Source organism: Haloferax sp. ATCC BAA-644 (assembly GCF_000336975.1).
In the GTDB taxonomy this organism is placed as follows: Archaea; Halobacteriota; Halobacteria; order Halobacteriales; family Haloferacaceae; genus Haloferax; species Haloferax volcanii.
In genome coordinates, this window is the sequence record NZ_AOLF01000001.1 from 153,029 (window position 1) to 175,267 (window position 22,239).

The 22,239-nt window shown below is 64.1% G+C and carries 25 protein-coding genes; 3 read left to right on the forward strand and 22 right to left on the reverse strand.

Annotation, left to right across the window (positions count from 1 at the left end):
- Positions 1-24: 24 nt before the first annotated feature.
- The 9 genes from C458_RS00735 to C458_RS00775 all read right to left on the reverse strand — a co-directional run bounded on the left by C458_RS00735 (position 25) and on the right by C458_RS00775 (position 10,266).
- Positions 25-1,092 (reverse strand): ABC transporter ATP-binding protein, encoded by a 1,068-nt coding sequence (locus C458_RS00735; protein WP_008572351.1) that lies wholly within the window; start codon positions 1,090-1,092, stop codon positions 25-27.
- Positions 1,089-2,186 (reverse strand): ABC transporter ATP-binding protein, encoded by a 1,098-nt coding sequence (locus C458_RS00740; RefSeq protein ID WP_008578804.1) that lies wholly within the window; start codon positions 2,184-2,186, stop codon positions 1,089-1,091. The genes C458_RS00735 and C458_RS00740 overlap by 4 nt, the downstream gene beginning before the upstream one ends.
- On the reverse strand, positions 2,183-3,079 hold the full coding sequence (gene nikC, locus C458_RS00745; protein WP_008572354.1) for a nickel transporter permease: 897 nt from the start codon (positions 3,077-3,079) through the stop codon (positions 2,183-2,185). The genes C458_RS00740 and nikC overlap by 4 nt, the downstream gene beginning before the upstream one ends.
- Positions 3,076-4,020: a nickel ABC transporter permease gene (gene nikB, locus C458_RS00750; protein WP_008572355.1), complete on the reverse strand. Its 945-nt coding sequence runs from the start codon at positions 4,018-4,020 to the stop codon at positions 3,076-3,078. Before nikB ends, nikC begins: the two co-directional genes overlap by 4 nt.
- On the reverse strand, positions 4,017-5,642 hold the full coding sequence (locus C458_RS00755; RefSeq protein WP_008572356.1) for an ABC transporter substrate-binding protein: 1,626 nt from the start codon (positions 5,640-5,642) through the stop codon (positions 4,017-4,019). Before C458_RS00755 ends, nikB begins: the two co-directional genes overlap by 4 nt.
- A gap of 35 nt (positions 5,643-5,677) precedes the next feature.
- Entirely contained in the window at positions 5,678-6,409 is a 732-nt protein-coding gene (locus C458_RS00760; RefSeq protein WP_049897161.1) for a creatininase family protein, read from the reverse strand.
- A gap of 748 nt (positions 6,410-7,157) precedes the next feature.
- Complete coding sequence (locus C458_RS00765; protein ID WP_008572358.1) at positions 7,158-7,736, reverse strand: molybdenum cofactor biosynthesis protein B; 579 nt, start codon at positions 7,734-7,736, stop codon at positions 7,158-7,160.
- Complete coding sequence (locus tag C458_RS00770) at positions 7,733-9,046, reverse strand: GTP-binding protein (protein ID WP_008572359.1); 1,314 nt, start codon at positions 9,044-9,046, stop codon at positions 7,733-7,735. The genes C458_RS00765 and C458_RS00770 overlap by 4 nt, the downstream gene beginning before the upstream one ends.
- The gene (locus C458_RS00775; protein WP_008572360.1) at positions 9,046-10,266 is read right to left on the reverse strand and encodes a GTP-binding protein; all 1,221 of its coding nucleotides are present in this window, start codon (positions 10,264-10,266) and stop codon (positions 9,046-9,048) included. Before C458_RS00775 ends, C458_RS00770 begins: the two co-directional genes overlap by 1 nt.
- Positions 10,267-10,384: 118 nt before the next feature.
- Between C458_RS00775 and C458_RS00780 the strand changes: the two genes are divergently transcribed.
- Positions 10,385-10,795 carry a CopG family ribbon-helix-helix protein gene (locus C458_RS00780; protein WP_008572361.1) on the forward strand — a complete coding sequence of 137 codons (411 nt, stop codon included), beginning with the start codon at positions 10,385-10,387 and terminating at the stop codon, positions 10,793-10,795.
- A gap of 7 nt (positions 10,796-10,802) precedes the next feature.
- Here C458_RS00780 and C458_RS00785 read toward each other — a convergent pair whose 3' ends face one another.
- From C458_RS00785 to C458_RS00840, 12 genes are all read right to left on the reverse strand, one after another.
- Complete coding sequence (locus C458_RS00785) at positions 10,803-11,192, reverse strand: CopG family ribbon-helix-helix protein (RefSeq protein WP_008572362.1); 390 nt, start codon at positions 11,190-11,192, stop codon at positions 10,803-10,805.
- Positions 11,193-11,358: 166 nt separating this feature from the next.
- A complete protein-coding gene (locus C458_RS00790; protein ID WP_008572363.1) occupies positions 11,359-12,159 on the reverse strand; it encodes an energy-coupling factor ABC transporter ATP-binding protein in 801 nt (266 codons plus the stop codon).
- 68 nt (positions 12,160-12,227) lie between these two features.
- Entirely contained in the window at positions 12,228-13,040 is an 813-nt protein-coding gene (locus C458_RS00795; protein WP_008572365.1) for an energy-coupling factor transporter transmembrane protein EcfT, read from the reverse strand.
- A gap of 3 nt (positions 13,041-13,043) precedes the next feature.
- Positions 13,044-13,367: a hypothetical protein gene (locus tag C458_RS00800; RefSeq protein WP_008572367.1), complete on the reverse strand. Its 324-nt coding sequence runs from the start codon at positions 13,365-13,367 to the stop codon at positions 13,044-13,046.
- The gene (locus tag C458_RS00805; protein WP_008572369.1) at positions 13,367-14,047 is read right to left on the reverse strand and encodes an energy-coupling factor ABC transporter permease; all 681 of its coding nucleotides are present in this window, start codon (positions 14,045-14,047) and stop codon (positions 13,367-13,369) included. Before C458_RS00805 ends, C458_RS00800 begins: the two co-directional genes overlap by 1 nt.
- A 171-nt stretch (positions 14,048-14,218) precedes the next feature.
- A complete protein-coding gene (locus C458_RS00810) occupies positions 14,219-14,638 on the reverse strand; it encodes a CopG family ribbon-helix-helix protein (RefSeq protein WP_008578798.1) in 420 nt (139 codons plus the stop codon).
- A gap of 258 nt (positions 14,639-14,896) precedes the next feature.
- Positions 14,897-15,682 carry an ABC transporter ATP-binding protein gene (locus C458_RS00815; RefSeq protein ID WP_008572373.1) on the reverse strand — a complete coding sequence of 262 codons (786 nt, stop codon included), beginning with the start codon at positions 15,680-15,682 and terminating at the stop codon, positions 14,897-14,899.
- Positions 15,679-16,518: an ABC transporter permease gene (locus tag C458_RS00820; protein WP_049897159.1), complete on the reverse strand. Its 840-nt coding sequence runs from the start codon at positions 16,516-16,518 to the stop codon at positions 15,679-15,681. Before C458_RS00820 ends, C458_RS00815 begins: the two co-directional genes overlap by 4 nt.
- Complete coding sequence (locus tag C458_RS00825) at positions 16,515-17,546, reverse strand: ABC transporter substrate-binding protein (RefSeq protein ID WP_008572377.1); 1,032 nt, start codon at positions 17,544-17,546, stop codon at positions 16,515-16,517. Before C458_RS00825 ends, C458_RS00820 begins: the two co-directional genes overlap by 4 nt.
- A 256-nt stretch (positions 17,547-17,802) precedes the next feature.
- A complete protein-coding gene (locus C458_RS00830) occupies positions 17,803-18,231 on the reverse strand; it encodes a CopG family ribbon-helix-helix protein (protein WP_008572380.1) in 429 nt (142 codons plus the stop codon).
- Positions 18,232-18,579: 348 nt separating this feature from the next.
- Complete coding sequence (locus C458_RS00835) at positions 18,580-19,938, reverse strand: hypothetical protein (RefSeq protein WP_008572382.1); 1,359 nt, start codon at positions 19,936-19,938, stop codon at positions 18,580-18,582.
- A 1-nt stretch (position 19,939) separates the two neighbouring features.
- Positions 19,940-20,548, reverse strand: coding sequence for a hypothetical protein (locus C458_RS00840; RefSeq protein ID WP_008572385.1), 609 nt, complete (start codon positions 20,546-20,548; stop codon positions 19,940-19,942).
- A 110-nt stretch (positions 20,549-20,658) separates the two neighbouring features.
- Between C458_RS00840 and C458_RS00845 the strand changes: the two genes are divergently transcribed.
- On the forward strand, positions 20,659-21,231 hold the full coding sequence (locus C458_RS00845) for a hypothetical protein (RefSeq protein WP_008572388.1): 573 nt from the start codon (positions 20,659-20,661) through the stop codon (positions 21,229-21,231).
- Positions 21,232-21,269: 38 nt separating this feature from the next.
- The gene (locus C458_RS00850; protein ID WP_008572389.1) at positions 21,270-21,728 is read left to right on the forward strand and encodes a hypothetical protein; all 459 of its coding nucleotides are present in this window, start codon (positions 21,270-21,272) and stop codon (positions 21,726-21,728) included.
- Positions 21,729-21,750: 22 nt separating this feature from the next.
- Here C458_RS00850 and C458_RS00855 read toward each other — a convergent pair whose 3' ends face one another.
- The gene (locus tag C458_RS00855) at positions 21,751-22,230 is read right to left on the reverse strand and encodes a high-potential iron-sulfur protein (RefSeq protein ID WP_008572391.1); all 480 of its coding nucleotides are present in this window, start codon (positions 22,228-22,230) and stop codon (positions 21,751-21,753) included.
- Between the last annotated feature and the right edge of the window lie 9 nt (positions 22,231-22,239).

Genomic DNA, 22,239 nt, shown 5'->3' on the forward strand with positions numbered 1-22,239 from the left:
CGCTCTCAAATTACGGGCGGGAAGTCACGAGTCGGATCGGTGCGGTCGCCGTTCCCCATCCGTTCCGTGGTTGTTCGTCCGGGTACCGTCGGCTAATTCGTCGGCGTAGTGGCAGCGCGATTGGGTAGTTCGGACCCGCTTGAACTCCGGATGCTGGCGCTCGCACTGTCCATCCGCGTGTGGACACCGAGGGTGAAACGGGCAGCCAGTCGGTCGGTTCGACGGGTCCGGTGGAGACCCGGGTAATGGCTCCGGCGGCGGGTCAGTCGGGTCGTCGCTCGGGACTGCACGCAGTAGCGCCTCCGTATAGGGGTGGCTGGGCCGCTCGAAGACATCCCGTGCCGGTCCGCGTTCGACGATTTCTCCGGCGTACATAACCGCCAGCCGATCAGCGAGATAGCGGACGACGCCGAGGTCGTGAGAGATAAACAGATAGCCGATCTCGTGCCGGCGCTGGAGCTCCGCGAGCAGGTCGAGAATAGTCGCCTGCGTGGCTACGTCGAGTCCCGAAACTGGCTCGTCGAGTACCACGAGTTCCGGGTCGTGGGCGAGCGCGCGAGCGATACCGACGCGCTGAAGCTGGCCACCCGAGAGCTCGCTCGGATACCGCGACCCGACCTGCGGGTCGAGGTTCACTTGCTCCAGCAGGTCGTCGATGCGGTCGACCCGCTCGTCGGGTTGCTGTTCGTGCCCGAACGACTCGGCGATAGACCGCCCGACCGACCACCGGGAGTCGAAGCTCTCGCGGACGTTCTGAAACACCACGCCGATGCGTCGAAGCTGCCCGCCGGTTCGAGTGGGGTAGCCACCGACGGAGTCCCCATCGAGCAGCACGGATCCTCCGTCGGGCGTCAGCTCCCCGGTGACGAGCTTCGCGAGCGTCGACTTCCCGCACCCGCTTTCGCCGACGACCCCGACGGTTTCTCCGCGGTTGATGGAGAGGGAGGCGCCACAGACGGCTTTCGCGGACCTCGCATCGCCCAACAGCCGGTCGAGGACCGAGCGACTCGTTTCGAACTCCTTTTCGACGTTTCGTAGCTCCGCGACTGGCGCGTGGCGCGTCTCGTCGTCGTTCGCAGGAGACGCTCTCACTTCTCGTCACCACCGTCGGGAGCGACTACGTTCCGAGGCTGTCCGCTGGCAGCAACGGTCGGCGTCCCGCGAGAGTCCGCGGGCGTCTCGATGCAGGCCACGCGGTGGCCAGGGTCGCTTTCGACGACCGGGATGTCTCCGCTACGACAATCGGAGGTTGCGAGGCGACAGCGATCCGCGAACGGACACCCGTCGTGACCGCCGACGGCGTCGGGCGGGCTTCCTTCGAGCGTGCTGACTCGCTCGTCGCGGCCGAGGTTCCGCGGTGAGCACTCGAGGAGTGCACGGGTGTAGGGATGTTTCGGCGCGGTCAACACCTCGTCGACCGGCCCGGATTCCATCACCTGCCCGCCGTACATGACCACAACCCTGTCGCAGGTCTGGGCGACGACGCCGATGTCATGGGAGATCAGGAGGACGCCCATGTCTCGCTGGTCACGGAGTGTCCGTATCTGTCGCAGTATCCCCGCCTGCGTCGTCGTGTCCAGCGCCGTCGTCGGCTCATCGGCGATGAGCAGGTCTGGGTCGCTGGCCAATGCCACGGCGAGCATCGCACGCTGGCGCATCCCCCCGGAGAACTCGTGGGGATACTCGGCTGCGCTCCCGTTCGGGTCCGGAATCGCGACCTGTTCCATCAACTCGACGGCGCGGTCCTCGGCCCGGTTCCACGCGGTTCGGTTTCGGAACGGCGGGACACCCAGAAAGTCGAGGAGCCCCTGTGACGAACCGCCGTCGTGGATTCGGACTGACTCGGCAATCTGGTCGCCGATGGGGAACACCGGGTTCAGCGTCTCGTGGGGGTCCTGGAACACGATGGAGATGTCTTCGCCGCGAACGCGACGAAGCGTCGCCTCGTCGGCACGGGTCAGGTCCCGCCCGTCGAAGCTGATCCGCCCCGAGACGATTCGCCCCGGGTCTTCCAACCGGATGATCGACCGGGCGGTGACTGATTTGCCGCACCCGCTCTCGCCGACGAGGCCGACGATTTCGCCGCGGTCCACGCCGAAGGAGGCCCCGTCAACGGCGTGGACTGTACCCTGGTCTGAGTCGAAGTGCGTGTGCAGGTCCTCGACGCGGAGGAGTTCGTTCATCATAATTGCTCGATTTGAGCCGACTGCGTCGGCGAGAGCGCGTCTCTGAGTCCGTCACCGAGGAGGTTGAACCCGAAGACGGTGAGCATGATCAGGACGCCGGGGGCGTTTACCAGCCACCACGCGGTCCGCAGATAGTTCCGGCCCGACGCGAGCATCGTCCCCCACTCGGGCGTCGGTGGCTGCGCGCCCAGTCCGAGAAAGGAGAGACCCGCCGTTCCCAAGATGACGCCGCCGACATCAAGCGTCGCCAGCACGACCACCGGTGCGACGACGTTCGGAATCAGGTGTCGGCCGAGCACGTGAGCGCGCGAGCGGCCGAGAAGCCGCGACGCGGTCACGAACTCTCGCTCTCGAACCGACAGGACGCTGCTCCTGACCAGTCGGGCGTAGGAAGCCCAGCCGACGACCGCGAGTGCGACCATCACGTTCGTGAGGCTCGGTCCGAGAATACCGGCGATCACGAGCGCGAGGACGATACCCGGGAACGCCAACAGCGTGTCGACGAGTCGCATCAACGCCTCGTCGACCCAGCCACCGACGTATCCGGCGACGAGTCCAACCGCGGTCCCGAGAGAGAGCCGCACGGCCGTCACGGCGATGGCGATACCCAGCGAGAGACGGGCCCCGTGGAGCAGCCGGGTGAGCACGTCGCGTCCGAGTTGGTCGGTTCCGAGCGGGTGCGCGAGCGACGGGGCTTCCAGCCTGTGTGCGAGCGCCTGTGCGGTCGGGTCGTACGGTGAGGCGGCCGGGCCGAACACCGCGAGCGCGAACAGAGCACACACGAGACCGGCACCGAGCTTCGTGAGCCGTGTCGTCGTCAGGGCCTCGTACCACCGTCGCCAGCGAGCGTCGGCAGGTCGGTGGGGCGCGCTGTTCGCGGCGTTCTCGCTCACGCCGGCTCACCCCTGCGGTCGATTCGCGGGTCGAGATACCGGTAGGTCAGGTCGACCGCTAAGTTGGTCAGAACGAAGATGACGCCCACGAGAAGGGTCGCACCCTGAATCACCGGATAATCCCGCGCGAAGATCGCGTCGACGAGTAACGTTCCCAGTCCCGGTCGCTGGAACACGGCTTCGACGACGACCGCCCCGTTCAGGACGTAGCTGAGCTGTAACCCAGCGATCGTCACGACGGGGACGAGCGCGTTTCGTAAGGCGTGTTTGTAGACGACGATCCGCTCGCGCAGACCCTTCGAACGGGCGGTCCGGATGTAGGGCGCGTCGAGAACGTCCAGCATCGTCGTTCGGACCAACCGGGCGATGACCGCGGACATACCCGACCCGAGCGTTACCGCCGGAAGGACGAGGTGGTCGAGACCGCCGGAGCCCGCGACCGGGAACAGGTCGAGCCAGAGGGCCGCGACGATGATGAGCAGGTAGCCGAGCCAGAAGTTCGGCATGGAGACGCCGACGAGTGCGCCGAACTGGGCCGCGTAGTCGATTCGACCGCCCGGATTCACCGCGCTCGCCACGCCGGCGGGTACCGCGATAGCGATCGCGATGACCATCGACGCGGCGGCGAGTTCTATCGTGTTAGGCAGACGTTGGACGAGCATCGACGCCACGGTTTGCTCGGAGCTGTACGACTGCCCGAGGTCGCCACTCAGTGCGTCGATCGCCCAGTCAGCGTACCTGACTGGGAACGGCTCGTTCAGGCCGTGTTGCGCTCGGAACGCCGCCACCGCCTCCTCGGACGGTTGATGCCCCGTCTGTTCGACGAGCACGGCCACGGCGGGGTCTCCCGGCGTGAGGGCGGTCATACTGAACGTGAGGACCGACACGCCGACGAGAACCAGCATCGTCGTCCCGAGTCGTTTCAGCAGGTATCGACTCATTTTCCTGATCTCGGACCGTTCTGAAGCGGGATGTCCGGCGAGCGATGCCGTGCATTCGCCGTATCGGTCGCACGGGCGTTTCCGTCCGCGCCGAACTCGATATTTTCCAAGTGATAGCACGTCTCCGTCGGCAGCGGCTTGTATCCCGTAACGCCGGTGTCCACCCCGACGACGTTCGTGACGTTGGTCAACCAGCCGATGGGAACGTCGCGTTGGACGATCGACTGCACCTCGTCGTAGCGACGCTTTCGCTCCGCGGTGTCCGTAATCTCCCTCGCTTCCGCGAGCAGTTCGTCGACGCGGTCGTTCGCGTAGCCGCTGAACATCGTCGCATCCTCGGAGTGAACGAAGTCCGTGAGTCGGTCCGGGTCTGGATACCACAGAAGCGAGTTCGACCACATGACGAGGTCGAACGCCTCGCTGTTGGCGCGCTCCTCGATGGTTCCGTAATCCATCACTCGGAGGCTGACATCGAAGCCGATCTGCGACAACTGCGCTTGAACGGCCTCGGAGACGATGGGCAACGCCCGCGCGTCGTACGTCCAGAGGTCGATTTCCAACGGCTCACCGTCCTTCTCTCGCGCGTCCCCACCCGGCACCCATCCCGCGTCAGTGAGTAACTGCCTCGCAGTCTGGGGGTCGTACGGGTACGGTTCGAGGTCGGTGTTGGCCCAGTCGGTGACTTCCGGCGGGAAGGGGCCGACAGCGGCCGGCCCGAGACCGTTCAGCACGCTCTCGACGATCTGTTCCTGATCGATTGCGTGCATCACCGCGCGGCGTACGTTTCGATCGTCGAACGGAGACGACGTCGTGTCGTACACAAGGTAGCGAGACCGAGGAACCGCGTAGGTGACCGGCTCCACGTTAGGTCGGTCGTTCAAGGCCGAAATTGCCGACCCGGAAAAGGCTCGTGCCATCTCGAGTTCGGCGTTTTCGAGCTTCAAGAGTCGCGTCTGGTCGTCCGGCACGCTCTCGTAGACGAGGGTGTCAATGGCCGGCGTCCGACCGCGGTACGATGGGTTCGACACGGCGGTGATTCGCTCGCCCGGCTTCCACGAGTCGAACTGGAACGGCCCCGTTCCGACCGGCGCGGTGACGTTGCCGTCGTCGTCGTACGAACTCTCCGCGATGATGCTGGTCGGGGCGCGGGTGAGATGTGCTGAAAGCGGTGCGAACGGGGTGCTCGTTCCGATCTCGACGACGCGTTCGCCGCCGCCGGAGACGGACTCGACCGGGAGGCTCGCCAACGAACCCGATTCGAAACTCCGCCGGAGGGAGGCGACGACCGCATCGACAGTTAGCGGCGTTCCGTCGTGGAACGAAACGCCCTCCCTGAGCGTGAACTTCCACGTCAGATTGTCGTCGCTCGTGGTCCACCCAGAGGCTAATCCCGGTTTGACCGACGCGTTGTAGTCCGCGATGACGAGCGGTTCGATGACGTTCAGCTTTCGGAACATCCACCCCTTGACGAGCGGGTCGAGGGAATCTGGATTCCACGGCGTTCCGACGCGGAACGTCGTCTCCCGTTCCGTCTGCTCCGAGGAGGAGGAGGTCCGCTCACCGTCCTGTGAGGTGCCGCTGCAACCCGCGAGTCCGATGAGGCCCGCCGTCGCTCCCTTCAATGCGTCTCGTCGACTGAGTCTGCGGTTTCGTAGCGTTAGCATTCTTCGCGGTCCTCGCCTCTCTGCCGGCCGGTCGAAGCCGCGTTTCGCTCTCCGAGCCATGCGATGAGTTCCAGTAGCTCACCGACGGCCGTCTCGAACACGTCCCGGCCGGTTTCGGCGGTCGCGGCCGTCGGGTCTCCGACGACGCCGTTCTCGCTGAACTCGTCGGCGTACGTTGCGACTTGCGCGCCGTGGACCCACTCACCCCAGCTATCGGCGTCGCCCGGCTGTGGCGCGCCGACGTGTTCGGGAACCAAGTGTTGCAGCACGCTCGTCTCGATCTCTCCCGCGTGCTGTACGTCCACGTCGACAGCCTTCATCCACTCCCAGTACTGTGCATCGAGCGTGGTCTCGTCCGAGAGGCGTCGGCAAACGTGCTTGAGCGGCTCTCTGTTCCCACCGTGTCCGTTGACTATCAGGACAGTTTCGACGCCCCACGCGTCCACGCATTCCAACAGATGGAACACGTACTCCCGAAGCACGTCCGGAGGGACGTGAAGCGTCCCCGGGAAACGGCGGTGATACGGCGCGACACCGATGTGTACTGGAGGTAGTTTCCACGCTTCGGCGCGGTCGGCAGCGACGTCAGCGATTGCATCTGCGACAAGCACGTCGGTTCCGAGTGGGGCGTGCGGGCCGTGCTGTTCGATGCTCCCGACGGGGAGAAGGCAGACATCAGCGTTGGACCCCTCCACGTCGGTCCACGTCTGTTTCGTGAGGTTCACGAACGACCACCCCGCGTCATCCAGTCGGCTGCCGTGTGACAGGGGATAACGCCGTTGTGCAGTTCCAACCCTGTGAGGATATCTGGAGACGCAACCGTGAGCGGCGTCCTTTCTCCACTACGACATCCTGTAACCCCGACTGCGAGGTCGGTATGTGACTTTCGTCTCGAACGTCGACCGAGCATAAATAACAATATCGTGAACTGATATAATAATTCTTGCTAAACTAATGTAGGTTTTTCATAACTGGGCACGGAGGGAGAGTCCCAGAACACCCGCTGTGAAGCCACGACCGACTGCTGTTTCGAGCGTCTCTCGGGCACGTGTTACGAACGTTATACAATTCTAATAGTTCTTTCTAAACTTTAGTTGTTTTCTAGGCGTGTCAACGAGAGAGGATTATCGAGAGACAAGAGTGGCCGCCAAGAGTCACGGTGAGGAACGCCCAACTCCGGTTCCTTCCCCCACGCAGCGTTCCGCGTCGCCAGCGTGTACTGGTCTCCCCGCTCTACGTGAAACTCGTCAAGGTCGGTCGTCCTCTGGAGTTCGAGGGCGCTCAGCTTTGGCCTTGGAAGGTATTGAGCTGCGACACGAGAGCTGACCGGGAGAGTAGACGACGTCAACCGATTCGAGCGGCCACTCCCCTCGAACCGCGAGTAGGTCGGCCCCGCCTCGGTCCGAGCCCGATACCGTAGAGGGTCATCTGACATCCCTTCTCAGTGGATGACGGATGGGAGCGCTACGTCACTCAGCTCTCATCGGTTGTGTGTCGGGTCGCGAGTCCGGCGAGATGCGGCGCTTCCGTGGAGATTATTTCGGTGGTCGCGAGCCGAACGGCGTTTTCACTTCCGGGCAGTACGAACACGGGCACGTTGCGGGCGATACCCGCGGTCGCACGGGTTGAGACGATGCGCGTTCGAACCTCCCCCCACGAGAGCCACCGGAACGCCTCGCCGAATCCCGGCAGTTCGCGGTCGAAGAGGTCGCCGACTGCGTCCGGTGTGACATCGTCGATGGTGACCCCCGTTCCGCCCGTGGTAATGAGGATATCGACGTCGGATCGCTCCAGACACTCGCTCACGGTCGTCTTGATTCGGATGTAGTCGTCCGGGACCGTCCGACGCGCCGTGATGACGTGACCCGCTTCGGCAAGGATACTGGCGATGGCATCGCCACTAGGGTCTGAGAGGTCCTTTTCCACGTCAGTCCCCCGGGATGACGACACCGTCACGATGGCGACGCCGAGCGGGTCGATACAGTCGTGGCCGTCGGCGTCGGTCGTCCGTCGCGACTCTATCGGTGGGAGTTCACGACTGGCACCGTTCATTGCTCCCCACCAAGGATGAGCCGCTGTTCGGTCGGGGGCTTCGAATACGACCGCTGGCCCGGGAAGCGGTTCTCGAAGGCGCTCCAGTCGGCGTCCATCTCCTCGTCGGTGAGGAGACAGTCGTCGAGTTCGTCGGCGATACCGATCGAGTCCATTCCGGCACCGATGAAGACGAGCTTCACTTCGCGGTCACCCCACTGGTCGTCCCACTGGAGCCCCGGATGCGACTCGCGGTACGACTCCCGCCGAGATTCGGAGAGCGTAGCCGCCCATCGTCCGTTGACCTCAACGTGGATCTGTGCGCCCGCTTGGCTCAGGTTGAGGGCGTAGCGGTCGCGTCCAGCGACCCACATGTGGCCTTTCGCCCGGACGACGGAATCGGGGAACGAGCGGAGCCATTCGTGGAATCGCTCGGGATGGAACGGTCGATGTCGCTCGTAGACGAACGAATCGACGCCGAACTCCTCTGGTGGGTGGAGGTGGTCGTGGTCGTCACCATGGTCGTGGTCGTGATCCTCGCCGTGCCCATGGTCTGTGTCCGTCCCGTTATCGTCGTGCTCGTGCGGCTCAGCGTCCGTATCGTCCTCGTGGTCGGTTGAGATGACCTGTTTCCACCGGGCAGAGTTACTCGCCTCATCCTTGTCGAACTGTCCCGTTCCGAGGATTCGGTCCGGGTCCACAGCGCTGTCGGTCGCCCGGACGAGGTCTACATCAGGGTGGAGTGTTCGGATGATGCGTTCGACCTCCTCACGTTCCTCGTCGGACACGAGATCACACTTGTTGACGACGAGCACGTCGCAGAACTCGACCTGCTCGGCGAGCAGTTCCGAAAGCGGTCGGGTGTCGTCGTCGCTCGACGTGAGCGTCTCCCCGAGGACGAACGCCCGGTGGAACTGGTGGGCGTCGACCACGGTAACGGTCGTATCGAGGTCGTACAGCGCAGCGGCCCGCGCGGGAGAGACGAATCGCCGTGCTATCGGGACGGGGTCGCTGATGCCCGAGGCTTCGATGACGAGGTAATCGAACTCCTCGTCGAAAGCGAGCCGCCGGAGCTCTTGATCCAGTTCGTCTTGGAGCCCACAGCAGATGCACCCGTTCGAGAGCTCCGTGACGCCGCCGTCGTCCATCGAGAGGTCGGAACCGTTCTCGATGAGGTCGGCGTCGACGTTCACCTCGCCGACATCGTTGACGAGGACAGCAATATCGTACTGCTCTCCACCGACGGTGAGGAGGTGGTTGAGCAGGGTCGTCTTACCGGCACCGAGCCCGCCGCTCAGAATCGTGACAGGGGGTTGGTCGTCGAGGCTCATCAGTCGTCGGCCAACGCCAGTTCACGCTGCTCGTCAGACCCGAACGGGTCCGGGTACGTGCCCCAATCCTCGTCCATTTCGGCGTCCGTGAGGAGACAGTCGTTCAGCCGTTCGACCAGTGATTCCTGATCGAACTCCCGACCGATGAACACGAGTTGGACCCCGCGGTCACCCCATTTGTCGTCCCAGTCCGCCTTGATACCCGGACGAGCGGCGAAATACCGCTGCTGTTGGGCCTTCGGGAGCGTGGCGATCCACGTTCCTTTCGGGCCGGCACGGACAGACTGGCCCGCCTTGTCGAGGCCCATAGCGATGTCTTCGCGACCCGCCGACCAGAAAAAGCCCTTCGCGCGGACGACACCGTCGGGGAGGTCGGCGAAGAGTTCGGCGACTCGGTCGGGGTGGAACGGTCGGTCCGCGTCGAAGACGAACGAGGTGACGCCGTGTTCCTCGGCGGCGGCGGCATCGTGATGGTGGCCCTCCTGTAGTTCGCGCTTCCATCCGGCCGACTGGCTGGCGCGGTTGAAGTCGAACCGCCCCGTGTTCAAGATTTCCTCGGGGGCGACGGCGCCGTGTTCCGTTCGGATGAGCTTCGCCCACGGCTGGAGGGTTTTCAGAACAGCCTCTATCTTCTCCAGTTCGTCTTGGGGAACAAGGTCGCACTTGTTCAGGAGAAGCACGTCACAGAACTCGATTTGGTCCATGAGCGCTTCTTCGGGAACGCGGTTGTCCTCCGGGTCGACCGTGTCGTCCGTGAGCGCCTGCCCCGAATCGAAGCCCTGCCAGAAGCTGTGTGCATCGACGACGCTCACCATCGTATCGAGTTCGTAGACTCCCGTGGGGTCGAACTCCGCGTCTTCGAAGCCGCGAGCGAACGTCTGGGCGACCGGAATCGGCTCGCTGATTCCGGACGACTCGACGAGGAGGTAGTCGAAGTCTCGCTCTGCGGCTAAGCGTCCCACCTCATCGAGCATGTCTCCGCGGAGCCGACAGCAGATACAGCCGTTCGACAGTTCGATGATCTCTTCGTCGTTCTGGGTGAGTGCCGACTCGCGTTCGACGAACTCGGCGTCTATGTTCACCTCTCCCATGTCGTTGACGAGAACCGCGGCGTTCAGGTCCCGTTCGCTACCGAGGAGATGGTTCAACGTCGTCGTCTTTCCAGCGCCGAGACTGCCGCTCAGAATCGTCACCGGAATCGGGTCGTTGTTGACCGACATGCGTAGAATATGAAGATACTATACTAAAATACTAATTATTACTTCTCGACTGCGGACTCATAACAGAAATTAATAATAATTAGGTCCTATTTAGTATATGAGCGTCGTTAGTATCTCTATGCCGGAGGCGTTGCTCGACCGCATCAGCGAGTTCGCCGAGGAACACGAGTACAGCGGTCGGAGCGAGGTCGTGCGCGAAGGAGCGCGGATGTTGCTCGAAGAATTTGACGGAGGAGCGCGTGACGGGGGGCCGTACGTAGGAACGGTGATCGTCGTCTTCGAATGTCGTCACTCCACGGTTCAACAGCACCTCGCAGAGATACGACACGACAACGGCTCCGCCGTCACCGCGACCACCCACACACACCTCGGGAACCGATACTGTATGGAACTGTTCGTCTTGGAAGGGAGTCCGGAGGCCCTCGCTGAGTTCGTGAACTCCGTTCGAGTGGTATCGGATGTGCGGGCCGTGGATTACTCGCTCACGTCGCTCGGCGAAGAACACCACAACCCCCCGCCCCGATCGTGAGCGACGCTCAGCGTTCGGCGAGATGCAGCAGTTTGACCCGATTCACCGCGTCGAAATCGCGCAATCGACACGTGAGTTCGCGGACACGTCCTGCAATCCCTCGACAGAAAAGTGTCTCAAGACACCACTCTCCTTCGTGAATATGGTTCGTGGCCGTAATGACATCCTGATATTGGTGTTGTACATTGTGGATGTCCTCGATAACCGCTTCGTGTTCGTAGTCGAAGGCGATGATAACGACCACCTCGCCTTCGACGTCTTCCAATCTGGTGTGTCGCTCGATGTACTCCTGCATCGCTTCGCGGACGCCGCGCGAACGCGAATCCAATCCCTCTGCTTGCCACGTCACGTCAAAGTTGGAAAGGAGGTCGTCGGAGACGTTGAAACTCGTGCGCATCAAATATTAATCTGCTATCTAGACATATGAATTGCTAGTAAAGAAATTCAATATAATAATATATTCAGTGCCGTAGCAGCTCCGACGGCGCGACAAACAGTCGAGTTCGTCGGGACCAACGCGGTAGGCCGAAGAGTACGACTCGGCAAGAGACCGACGAAGGCGCTCAGTCGCGCCCGCGGCCATCAGGAGCGGGAGTCCGTGTAGCGTCCAAGTTGTCAACTTCCGTCAAAAGAGACACGAGCTCCGCTTCCGTTACTGGCTGCGCCGACGCCAGCCCCGCATCGCGGGCCACGCGAACCGCACTCGGCGGGTGCAGGTTCGCTTCGGCCAACAGCGCGTCGTCGTAGAATACCTCGCTCGGGGTTCCGCCCCCAACGACGTTGCCGTCGGTCATCACGCAGACGCGGTCGGCGACCTCGGCGGCAAAGTCGAGGTCGTGCGTCGAGAGGACGACGCTGATGCCGTCCGCGTGAATCTTCTGGACCCGCTCGGCGACCAGTCGCGACCGCTCCGGATCCAGGCCCGCGAGCGGTTCGTCCAGCACGACGACGCTCGGTTCGAGGACGAGCACGCCGGCGAGACCGACGAGGCGTTTCTCGCCGCCGCTCAAGTAGTGCGGAATCCGGTCTTCGAGGTGGGCCGCGTCGACCGTTGCGAGCGCTTCGCGAGCGCGCTGTTTCGCTTCGTCAGTGGGGACGCCGTAGTTTTGGAGGCCGAACATCACGTCGTCGAGGACCGTGGGTGCGACGAGTTGCGTATCGGCGTCCTGAAAGACGAAGCCGACTTCCTTCCGCGCGCGTGCCTTGTTGGCTTCGCTGATCGGTGTGCCGCAGACGGCCAGTTCGCCATCGTCGGGGACGAGCGTGGCGTTCAGGTGTTCGAGGAGCGTCGATTTCCCCGCGCCGTTGCCGCCGACGAGGGCGACGATCTCGCCGGGAAAGACGCTGAACTCGACGTCGTGCATCCCGACCGTTCCGTCCGGATACGTATGCGCCTCACACCGGAGGTCGACAAGTGGCGTCTCAGCGTGAGTCACAGTCCCACCCCGGTGACCGAGACAACGGCGTATCCGACGACAACTGCGTACGAACCGACCACGACAAGTAACTCGCGAAGGGGCGGCCGCGAGACATCGCCGTACAGCGTGATGTCGCCGTCGTAGCCGCGGGCTTCCATCGATTTGACGAGCCGTTCGGACCGCTCGATGGCCGACAGCATCGTCATCCCGAGGATTCTCGCGTACGGTCGCCTGTTCGACCAGAACTCCGAGAGGTTCGCCCCCCGAGAGAGCACGGCTTGCACCAGGTCTTCGAGCGTCTCGACCATGACGAACGTGAACCGATAGGTGAGGAGCGCGACCTGGTCGATCGGTCGGGGGAGCAAGCGCCCGAGCAGGTACGCAACCGCGGTGTACTGCGTCGTCATCGACGCCGCCAGCGTGAACGTCACGACTGCCAGCGACCGGAAACTGAGTTCACCGAGGAGCACGAGGCCCGACCACGTAACCGAGAGTTCACCGAGCGGTGTCGAGAGCGCGCCGCCGATCGGCGTGCCCGGCTCGAGGAACGCCAACGGGCCGGCGACCGAGAGGATAAACAGGAGCGGAAGCGTGTACCAGCCCGCTAGGCGTCGGTACGGAAGCCCCGCTAACCCGTAGACTGCGAGGACCACGCCGTACAGTCCAGCGAGGAGTACAACGCGGTCGAACACAGTGACCGCGAGGACGAGTGCGCCAACGACTCCCACCTTGGTCCACGGATTGACGCGGTGGAGCGGCCCATCCCGCCGCTCGGCGAACGCCGTGATGAGCCGCGGGTCGGGAACGTGGTTCGAGAGCGTCGTCACGAGTTACTGTGCCGAGCGTCCCTCTTCGCCGAAACCGCCGTAGCGGTCGACGTAGACGTACAGTCCGATACCGAGGACGAACAACAGGGCGACGAGTCCCCCGAATTCGAGCATCAGCCCGCCCTTCCGAATCGGCCCGGCGACGACGATGCCGCGGCCGAAGTCGACGAGTGCGCCGCCACCCTCCTGTACCCCACGTTGGAGCGCCTTCGCGGACCGCTTGGCCCACGGGAGCGCGCCGCCGGTCGAGGTGAAGCCCCAGAGCCCGGCCGCGAAACAGACCGCGAGCAGACCGAGGAGACCACCGTACTGTTGCCAGCGCTGCATCACGCGGTCACCCCGGTGGACTCCTCACGGGTCTCTTGGTCGGTGAGGCCGACGAGGTCGGGACGGACCGACGCGAGGAACCGGACGACGAAGCCCGTCAGGATACCTTCGATGACAGCGACGCCGAGGTTGAGTCCGACGAGGCCGGCGACGGCGATTGTCAGGTCACCACGGGGGAGCGCACTTCCGTTCACGCCGCTGATGACGATGATCGCGCCCATCAGGACCGCCCCTGCCGACAGGCCGAGCGTCGCGGCGCTGGCGCTGGCGGGGAAGACGTCCCAGTCCAGTCCCATCAGCGCCTTGAACGCGTAGTAGGCGACGATAGCCTCAGTGGCGTTGACGAGCGTGTTCGCCCCGAGCAGTCCGACCGCACCGTGCCCGAGCGCCGCCGAGAAGATGTTCACGACCAGCGCGATGAGTCCCCCGAGCAGCGGGCCGGCGAGGATTCCCACTAGTCCGGTGAGGTTCATGTGGATGCCGCCCCACACGGGGATATTCAGCTGGAAGACCGCGAAACTCGCGGCCGCACCGATACCCGCGAGCGCGATCTGACGCGTCTTGATACCGCCGTTCCGGATTCGGTACACGATGGCGCTGATTAGCCCGGCGCCGACGAGCGTCCACAGAAGGAGCGCCCACAACGGGAACGACCCTTCTCCGAGGTGAATGTGTGCCATAGCTTATTTGATAATCTAATAGGCAAACATAATAAATCTACTGTGTTAAAATAAGAGTTATAATAATCACAGCTATCAGTAGAGAGCGAATTAATATTCTGGACTAGCTCTATCGACCCGCCAACGACTAGTGCTTACGCGAGTTCGAAGAGGACACCGAGCCCTCTCAAGTCAAAACGAGTCCGACTCACTGGCTCCGGCACTCATCACATCGACGGGGACGACCGTGTATTCGACCGAAACTGACTCGTCTGCCCCGCGAACGGTTCCAATAAACCGCAAGACATCGTCGTAAGCGGCTTCGACGACGAACGTCTCGACACAGCCCGCGTTGCCGTCGAGGCAGTTGTGGGAGTTCGACCGAATCGACGCCTCGAACTCGTGGCGAATGTCCATCATCCGGCGCTCAATCTCCGGCTTATCGTACCCAAAGACGGCGGTTACCGTCGCTAAGACACGTTGACCCTCGTGATCGGTCTCTTCGTACTCCGCGAGTAGAGATTGGCATGCTTCACGAATCACCTCGCTTCGGCCGCTGTAGCCATGTTCCGCGGCGAACGTATCGAGGTTGTCACGGAGTCGCTCATCCATCGAGGAGCTTACAATCGGCATATATTAAATTTGTGTTCCGAGATAATAGAGATGGCGGTTAGTTACACTGGTATTTAATATCAGATGCGTGTCTGGACCTCGTCGCTGGGAACCTATCAACAACACCCCAAGCTCGTGGAAAGCGAAGTTTCCGAGGCCTACGGCACCAAAGACAGGAGTGTCACGCATAGTATTGCTGCGGGTCTATCGACCCATTTACCGCGGGAGTCACGACGAAGCTACACACTAGCGGTGACGCTACTTCTGGCTGACATCTACCGGACTGCCGAGTTCGTCTCTGATTTCCGCGACGTACTCGACGAACTCGTGGGCCGTCCGTTGACGCGGGCGTTCTAAATCGATAGGGATGGTCGATTGGACGGTCCCCGGGTCGGCGTCCATCACGACGACGCGGTCGGCCAGCGTCACCGCTTCGTCGATGTCGTGGGTGACGAACACGACGGTCCGTTCGGTCTGCGCCCAGATATCGAGCAGTTCGGCGTGTAGGCGGTCACGCGTCCGCGCGTCGACGCTCCCGAACGGTTCGTCCATAAGTAGAATCTCCGGGTCGACAGCGAGGGCACGAGCGATGCCGACGCGCTGTTTCATTCCGCCGGACAGCTCCTTGGGGTAGGCGTCCTCGAAGCCCTCGAGGCCGACGAGACCAACCAGTTCGCGGACCCGCGCTTCGCAGTCGGCGCATTCGCAGGCGGGGCGGTCGAGGCCGAATCGGATGTTCCCGCGGACGGTTCGCCACGGGAACAGGGCGTACTCCTGAAACACCATGCCCCGGTCGAGACTCGGTTCGGCAACCGGGTCGCCGTCGACCAGAATCGAGCCGCTATCCACGTCGTCGAGGCCGGCGATGGCCCGCAGCAGGGTCGTCTTTCCGCAGCCGGACGGCCCGACGACACAGCAGAACTCGCCCTCCGGGACCGAGAACGAGACGTCATCGAGCGCGTTCGTCGACTCGTACGCCTTGCTAACGCCCCGGACACTAATCTTTTCCTCGGACTCTCGGTCGGCGGCTGGGGGCTTACTCATCGCCACGCGAGCACACTCCGTTCGACGAGGCGAAATCCGACGTCCATACAGAGGAACGCCAGACTGATCAGAAACATGTAGGCGACGCTGGTCGCCATCGCGAGGTTGTTCGAGGCGTTGATAATCTCGTAGCCGACACCGGGCGCACCGAACAACTCGGCGCCCACGACGATCATCCAGCAGCGTCCGATGCTGGTCCGAAACCCCGTCAACACCTGGGGAGCCGCGCTCGGGAGTGCAACGAGTTTCAGCATCGAGCGGTCGCGTTCCACGCCGAGCGTCGACGCGGCATCGGTCAGTTCGGTCGAAACGCCCTCGACACCGCCGTACGCCCCGTAGAAGTTAATCCAGAACGCGCCGACGAAGACGATGAACGCCGCCCCGGTGTGGTGGATGCCGAACCAGACGATGGCGAAGACGACCCACGCCAACGGGGGAATCGGCCGCAGCACTCGAACGAGCGGCCGCAGCCAGTCGTCGAGCGCGCCGTTCCAACCCATCGTCAGCCCGAGCCCGATTCCGCAGCCGGCACCGAGAAGCAGGCCTGGAACGTAGTGGAACAGCGTCTCCGCGAGGTGCGCGAGCCCCGTCGGTAACACCAGCTCCGAGCCGACCAGGGGAACCGCGATTGCGGCCGAGGTCGTGAACAGGGTGACGAAGGCACGGACCGATTCGAGCGGCCCCGGGACGAGATACGACGGCTGGGTCGTTACCGCGCCGATCCACCAGACGAGGAGAAACGCGAGCAACCCGCCGAAGCCCCGTAGATACCGCTTGCGGTCACCCTCGCCAACAGCGGCGGTCACCAGCTTAGTACCGGTCGTGCGGGTGCTCATTGCTGGATAGCGTCGTAGGCGTCGACTGCGAACAGGTCATCGGTCGCGACCGGTTCCTCGATGTTGCCGACGTCGGTGACGAACTCGCCCATCGTGGCGGCTTGCTCGGTAACCGCGTGCGGGTCCGAGAGGAAATCAGACGCCCGCGAATCCATCGCGGCCTTCGCGAGGTCCTCGCTCACACCGGAGCCGATGACCGACGCGGCATCGACGGCGGCGGCGGCGGGCGACCCGGCCGTGAACTCGGTCGCTGCGACGTGCTGTTCGACCAGCGCCTGCGAGACATCGCTGTCGTCGATGACACGCTGGTTGGCGAACAGCACCGTGACCGGGTGGTCCTCCAAGATGTCTCCGGACCAGGCAAGTTCGCCGAAGCCGTCTTCGCGGCCGATAATCGTCGCGAACGGCTCTTGGATAATCGTCGCGTCGATGTCGCCCGACTGGATGGTCTGGACCGCCTTCGCCGGCGGGACTTTCGATTTGTTGATGACGGCGTCCATCTCGCCGAGGTCAAGGTCCTCCTGAATCCAGTACCGAAGCACGATGTCCGGAACGCTCCCGTCCGGCGGAGCCCCGAACCTCACCTTGCGACCGTGTTCCTGTTCGAAGCTCTCGAACGCGGCGTTCCCCTCCCGTTCGTAGCGGTCGACGAGATCGGAAGTTCCGAGGATCTTGAACCCGTTTCGCGAGTTCGCGGCGAGGATCCCCGCGTCGGTTCCCTTGTCGGTGAGGACCATCGCCGGCGTGATTCCGAAGAGCGCAACGTCGACGTCCCCGCTGGCGAACGCCTTGACGACGCTCGGCCCGGAGCTGAACCGCTCGATGGTGACATCCGCCGGAAGTTCATCGTAGTAACCCTCCTGTTCCATCACGTAGTGTTGCATGTTCGGGTAAATCGGGACGTACGCGACAGTCAGAGAGCCGAGTGAGTCGCCACCACCCCGACCGAGACAGCCGGCGACTCCCGTCCCGGCGACCGCACTTGCGCCCGCCCCCTGTAGCAGTCTTCGTCGCGTGAGTTCGACCATTGTATTGCTAACTCTGAACTAGAATATAATAACTTCTGTGATTCTATCATTGAGTATTATTAAGTAGAGAGTGACACGGTCGAACGATACACCGACGACGACGCCTCTCGCCGGTCGAACAGAGCATCTACCCGTTCAGCGTTCGCTACAGCGGTCCACTGATGAAGAGAGAGCCCCGCTAACAAACTACCCAAGCGCTACGACCAATCTGTCCGGGTGAGGCGACAGCGTGGGGTCCGAACGTGGGACAGAGAATTCAGCGCATATCCGCGAGCGGACCGAAGTCGTCGACCGGAAGCACCGAGTAGTCGACGGTAAGCGTATCTTTCGTCGCTCTGATTTTTCCGACGAACGTCGAGATGTCTTCGAGCGACCCCTCGAGAACGAACAGTTCCATACAGTGGTGCCCGCCGACGTGGCTGTGGAAGTTCGACGCAACGATGTCCTCGTACTCGTGGCGGAGTCGCATCATCTTCTCTTCGACGCTCGTCGTCTCGTAATCGAAGACGACAGTTACGACGCCCATCAGTTCGCGGTCTTCGAGTTTCTTGTCCTCGAACTCACCGAGGAGGTTCCGACCCGCCTCTCGGAGCACTTCGCTCCGACCCGTATATCCGTGGTCCTCGGAAAACTGGTCGATTCGCTCGAGTAGTTCCTCCGGCATCGAAACGCTAACGACGGCCATATAACAATCAAACCGCCATCAAATATTAAACCTTATTATCGGGTTGGGTAGCGTTGCGACGGAGGACACCCAAACGTTGCCAATCTCCCGCGTTTCACCGAGGCGAGGAGGTGCTATCTAAGGAGCACCTCACCCGGTGTTCGTCCATCGAGCGCTCGATTCGGTCGAGTGTGATAGTAGTGCGCGGGTTGCATGAACCAGTTGTGAGCGCCCCTATGACTCGCCATCCACGGGTTATCGAAGCGGTCGTCTCGAGAGGTTCCGAGAGTCGATGCAGAGACGCGACAGTCGGACCGGTTACCGTTCAAACAGTTCGCGGGGATACGACAAAACGGAAGAAACGACTCGTCAGCGGCCGACGCCGCCGCGCTCGGCCGCGAGCGTCCCGAGCACCCACGCGCTCGCACCCGGCGTCTCGCGCGCGGCGAACTCGGTGGTCGCGTACTGCGCGAGCGCGTTTCGCGCGGCCCGAGGGTCGCCGTCCTCGTAGTAGTCGTCGCGGAAGTAGCCGTCCCCGCGGCCGATCTGGTGGGCGATATCGACCAGCGCGCGACGCGTCAGGTGGGGGTTCGACCTGTCTGACCGAGCGGCTTCGAGCGCTTCGAGCGCGCCGAGTTTCGCGTCCCTGACCGCGGCCGCGGAGTCGACAGTTTCGTACCGGCCTCGCTTGACCGCCGTGACGGCGTCTTCGAACGCGCGACGATGCGTCTCGGCGGTGTGGGCACCCACGAGCGCCGTGGCGAATCGCCTGCTTCGGAGGCCGTTGCGGGCGTCCCGAAGCCCGCGTTCGACTTCGACGAACGTCTCCACCAGCAGGTCTTTGGCCGGTGTGGATTCGAGTTTCTCGGTGTCGAACCCCTCGCCCTCGACGACGGCTTCGAGCCCTCCCTCCTCGGGGTACTCGGCCCGGCGGTCCTCGGTGATTCCGGCGAGCGAGGACGCGGTCGACTCGAACGCGTCGGTGAAGTCTACCGGGTCGGTAATCGACGCCAAGTAGCGGTCGCGGACGTGGCGCGCGCCGTCGAGCGACGCCCGCGCGGACTCGACCGCGTCGAGCAGTTCACCGGCTCGCGGGGCGCTGGCGGCGTAGCGGCCGTACTCGTCGGCGTTGTCGAGGTACCGGACCGCGGCCGCGACGAGGTCTTCGACGGCCTCGTACACGACGAGCGCCCGGTCGGGTTCGTCGCCGAGGTAGCGCGTGCCGAGCCTGAACGACTCGATGTCCGCACGGACCGATTCGGCCTCGTCGCGCACGTCGGCCTCGGTGAGGTCACCGACCGCGGCGTCGTAAGTCCCCTTCGCCATCGCCGCGGCCCCGCGAGCGTAGCGCAGTCCCCGAAGCGCCTCGAAGGGCGACTCGTCGGCGTCCGAGGGGGCGAGGTCCTCGGCGGCGTCCGCGTACGCCTCGGCGTAGACGTTTCGGACGGCCTCGTTCGGGACTTCCTCGGGAGACATCGTCTCGGGGCAGGAGTCGAGGAGTTCGCGGGCGCGAGCGCGGCCCCGTTCGAGGAACGAATCGGCAATCGGGACCGGAACGCGGGCCGGGAACGCCGGCGACCCGAGTTCCATGACCTCCCGGAGCGCCGCCGGGTCGAGGGCCGGGTCGTCCGATTCGGATTCGCCCGCGTCGAGCGCGGTACAGCCCGCGAGTCCGGCGACGCCGACCCCGGCGAGCGAGGCGAGCACGTCGCGTCGCGTCCGGGGCATCTCAGGCGTCCTCCGTCTCGGTTCGGAGCGACGGCGGGAGGCGACAACTGCTTCCGCCGCCGTGTCCCCAACTCGACTCGCCCTCCGAGGAGTAGGGCAGTCGGACCAGCGAGGCGACGACGTGGCGGTCCTCGACGGAGCACTCGACCGACGCATCTCGGAGCGGGTGACAGAAGTCGAGGTGGACGACGCTGTCCGGCGGGTGCGTGACGTACAGCAGTTTCACCCGGTGGCAGGCGTCCACGCGGTGCTGGGTGATGACGAGCGTCTGCGCGTCGAACTCCGTCTCGTCGATGAACGCGCGGGCCGCGTCGGCGTCGGCGGGGTCGGCCGCGAAGGTCACGTCTTCGCGCTCCTCGTCGGTGGTGACGAGGAAGTCGTCGAGGTACGACGACCCCGTTTCGTCGTCTCGGGACGCGTCCCGGAAGATGGCGCTCTCGGCGTCGTTGCGGAGGCGGAGCTGGTCGTAGTCGGTGACGAGTTCGTCCGGGGAGGGGCCGTGCGGCTCGTCCGAACTGGAACTCGACCCCTCGCCGGAACAGCCGGCGAGCGCGGCGACGAGGGACGCGCCGCCGGCGTGGAGGACCTGTCTGCGAGTCGGCAGGGACATCTGTCGGTTTTCCAACCGAACGCCGGCGGTATGTGCCTTCTGGTGTGTCGGGCCTCCGGCGGGCGAACCGCGGGACATTTCCCCGACGGTCGCCTCGTCTCAGCCGACAGATGCGCGAGGACGAGTTGGCGACGCGGGTGGTCGAACATTTCCGGGCGGCCTTCGACGACGTGGAAATTCACCTCGAAGAGCCGTACGACCACTACGGGAACCGCGGCGTCGCCGACGTGTACGTCAGGGTGCGGACGCCCGAACCGGTGGATTACCTCATCGAACTCAAGGCCGACGCCGCCGTCCGCCACGCCACCGGCGCGAACGAGATACTCCGCCAGTACCGCCGCATGGAGCGCTACTTCTACAAGGACGACGAACACGCCATCCGAACGAAACTCGGCCGCGAGGGGCCGGGCGTCCACGCGCTGTTGCTGTTCGCGCCGACGAAACGCTGCGTCGAACACGTCCGGGAACACGCCGCCCTGTACGAGTCGGTCGACCCCGACGCGACCGTCGAGGGCGTCGAGGCCGTCCGCAAGGTGGCCTTTCTGACCAACCTCGACCGCGCGCCCGGGGGCGAACTCGGTTTTCTTTCTCTCAACGGGCCGCTCGCGTTCGACTCGGTCTCCTTCCGCGAGGCCGTCCCGTCGGGGTCGCGCCTCGCGGACGCCCTCTGGGGCGACGACTAGCGGACACGCTCATACACCCCCCGTTCGTAGGGGCGGGCATGGGAACGATTCGAGAGTCGGTTCGAATCCCGTTGGGGGACCTCCGTCAGCAGGTCGCTGACACCTTCGGCGTCGCGGCGTCGCTCGTCGAGATACACGGCATCCGGCTCGAAGACGGGGCGCTCGAAGTCGACGCGAGCTATCCCGACGGCGAGGACGTGCCGGTGGTCGAGCTGTTCGTCACCGACCCGGCCGGGAACACCGAGTCCTACGTCACCGAGTTGGACGGCGCGAAGAACCTCCTCATCGCCGGCGAGGACGTGCTCGTCGAACTCGTGGACTACGACCCCGAGCGCGGCGAGGTGTTCGTCTCGGTGAAACACCGACAGGACGGCGAGCTGGTGACCGTCCTCGGCTGCGGCGAGAAGTGGGTGATTCCGGTCGAGCGCGACGGCGTCGAGGAGTCCATCCGCTGTCGGATTCAGAGCGCCGTCGGGCCGACGGACGAGGAGTCCTGACCGCGGCGGAGAGTCGGACGCGCTACCCCTCGTACTCGACGTAGGAGACGCAGTAGCCCTCGGGAGCGATTTCGCCCGCGACGATGGCGCACGCGCCCGCGCCGTCCCCGTTTTTGTCCTCGATGTAGTACCGGCAGGTCGAACACTGCCTGCCCTCGCTCGGTTCGTCCTGATACGAAACGGCCTCCTGCGACGAGAGGCTGTCGGGGTTGCGCTGCGTGCCGTCGAGCGAGGTGGCCGTCGCGTACGCCTCGGGGACGCCCCCGGTCGACCCCGACGACTGCGTCGTGGTCGCGGTCGCCGTCGTCGTCTCGGTCGCGCCGCCACCGCCGCCGGAACAGCCGGCCAATCCGGCCATCGCGGCGGTCCCGGTGAGCCAGATGAACCGTCTCCGGGTGCGTCCCGCGTCGGTCTCGGCGGTCTCGCCGGCGTCTCGACTCCGCGTCGGTCGGGCCGGTCGCTCGCTCGCGTCTCTGCGTGGCGTCCGCTCGTCGTCGTCCATGCCAGTCTC